The sequence below is a fragment of the Pseudomonas protegens genome, from assembly GCF_003732485.1.
GTDB lineage: Bacteria > Pseudomonadota > Gammaproteobacteria > Pseudomonadales > Pseudomonadaceae > Aquipseudomonas > Aquipseudomonas protegens_B.
In genome coordinates, this window is record NZ_MOAK01000048.1 from 23997 (window position 1) to 25605 (window position 1609).

2 protein-coding genes are annotated in these 1609 nt (G+C 59.5%); both read right to left on the bottom strand.

Features of this window, described 5'->3' with window-relative positions; all coding sequences use genetic code 11:
• Positions 1-14: 14 nt before the first annotated feature.
• Complete coding sequence (locus BLX41_RS11990) at positions 15-359, bottom strand: pentapeptide repeat-containing protein (RefSeq protein WP_123725046.1); 345 nt, start codon at positions 357-359, stop codon at positions 15-17.
• 92 nt (positions 360-451) lie between these two features.
• Positions 452-1609 (bottom strand): bifunctional aminoglycoside phosphotransferase/ATP-binding protein (locus BLX41_RS11995; protein ID WP_259744743.1); only part of this gene is annotated, 1158 nt, incomplete at its 5' end.

The following is a 1609-nucleotide window of genomic DNA, read 5'->3' on the forward strand; positions in this document are numbered from 1 at the left end:
CCGTACAGGGTATTTTAGCGGGTGTTGTAACGCAGGCGAGTACCGAAGTTGACCGACATGAGAATCTCGTCGGCAGTCAGTTCCACCGGAAAGTAAGCGCCAGATATTTGCGCATGGGCCAGGCTGGCGCCTTCCATGGAAGAGTTTCGCAAGTCCAGGCCGCGCAAGTCGGCGGAGCGGAAATAGGCGTCGGTGAAGTCGACCCCTTGAGCGTTCAGTTCTCGCAGGTCGAGGCCGCGGAAGTCACCGCCACGCATGTCGATGGGTTGATCCTTTGGACGTTCGCGGTTGAAACCGACGATGTCGTCTTTATGCAGCAGGGCGTAAAGCGGAGTATCTAGAAGTTTCGGTTGGCTCATGGCGACGTCACCAGTGTTGGATTTATGACGCCAGTATAGTGCCACTATTTTTCAGCCGTGAAGTCTTTGCACTTCACGGCTGAAACTATTGCTTACAGGCCTGGAAGGCGCTGACGAATGTTGGCAACCAGGGCATCCAGGCTACCGCTTTCGTTGGTTTCTATGCGCTTGCTGCGTAGCAGCTCTTCGTCGGTCAGGGCTTCGCGCGTTGCTTGCTGCGTGGCGATCACTTCCAGAGTGGCATCGGAAGGATCGTTCTGATCGGCTTGACGTTGAGCCAACCAGCTGGCGACCACCGCTTCAGGGGCGTTGCAGTCGATGATCAAGCAAGGGGTGCCAGTGGCTTCGGCCACCTTGGCCGCGGCATCCCGTTGGGCGCGCTTGAGGTAGGTAGCGTCGATCACAACCGGGAAACCAGCGCGCAGGATGGTTTCGGCGATTTCATGCAGGCGGGTGTAGGTGGCGCTGCTGGCGTCGCTGCTGTAGATGCCGGCGTGAGGGTCGTTCTGCACTTGTTGCTCGCCGAACAGACGCTTGCGCTCCACATCGGAGCGCAGGCGAACGGCCCCCAGAGCTTCCACCAGACGCATGGCTACGCGGCTTTTGCCAACGGCCGAGACGCCCGAGGTGATTGCCAGGAAGCGTGATGGAATGGTGCTGTAGCTTTCTGCCAGATTGGCGTAGTTGCGGTACTGGCGCAGCGTGGTGGCGCGCTGCACCGGAGTGGCGTCGGCAGGCATGCTGAACAGGCTGACTTTGGCGCGTACCAGAGCACGGTAGGCTTTGTAGAAGTTCAGCAGTTCCAGGCCCTGATAGTCACCGGTCAGTTCCAGGTACTGGCTGATGAAACGCCGCGCCAGGCTTTTCAGGCCGCGATCCTCCAGGTCCATGGCGAGGAAGCCGGTGTCGGCATAGACGTCGGTGAAACGGAACGGCTCGTTGAATTCGATGCAGTCGAAAATCACCACCTTGCCGTCGATAAGGGTGGCGTTACCCAGGTGGATATCACCATGGCACTCACGGATGAATCCTTCGCTCTTGCGTTGGGCCAGCAGTGGCTTGAGGCGTTCGAAACTAGCCTCGGCCCAGGCCTCCAGGGCTTCGAGTTGCTGCAGGTCGGCCTTGTCGCTGAGGAACGGACGGATCTGTTCGAAGTTCTGGCGTACTGGCGCCATTACGCTTTCCGGCGTACCGGCTTCATGGGCGGCCGGGACCTTGGGGGCGCTGAGGTGGAACTGGGCGATCTGCTT

Excerpts from the sequence above, each read along its gene's own strand:
- BLX41_RS11990 (WP_123725046.1), bottom strand. The coding sequence starts at position 359 with ATGAGCCAACCGAAACTTCTAGATACTCCGCTTTACGCCCTGCTGCAT.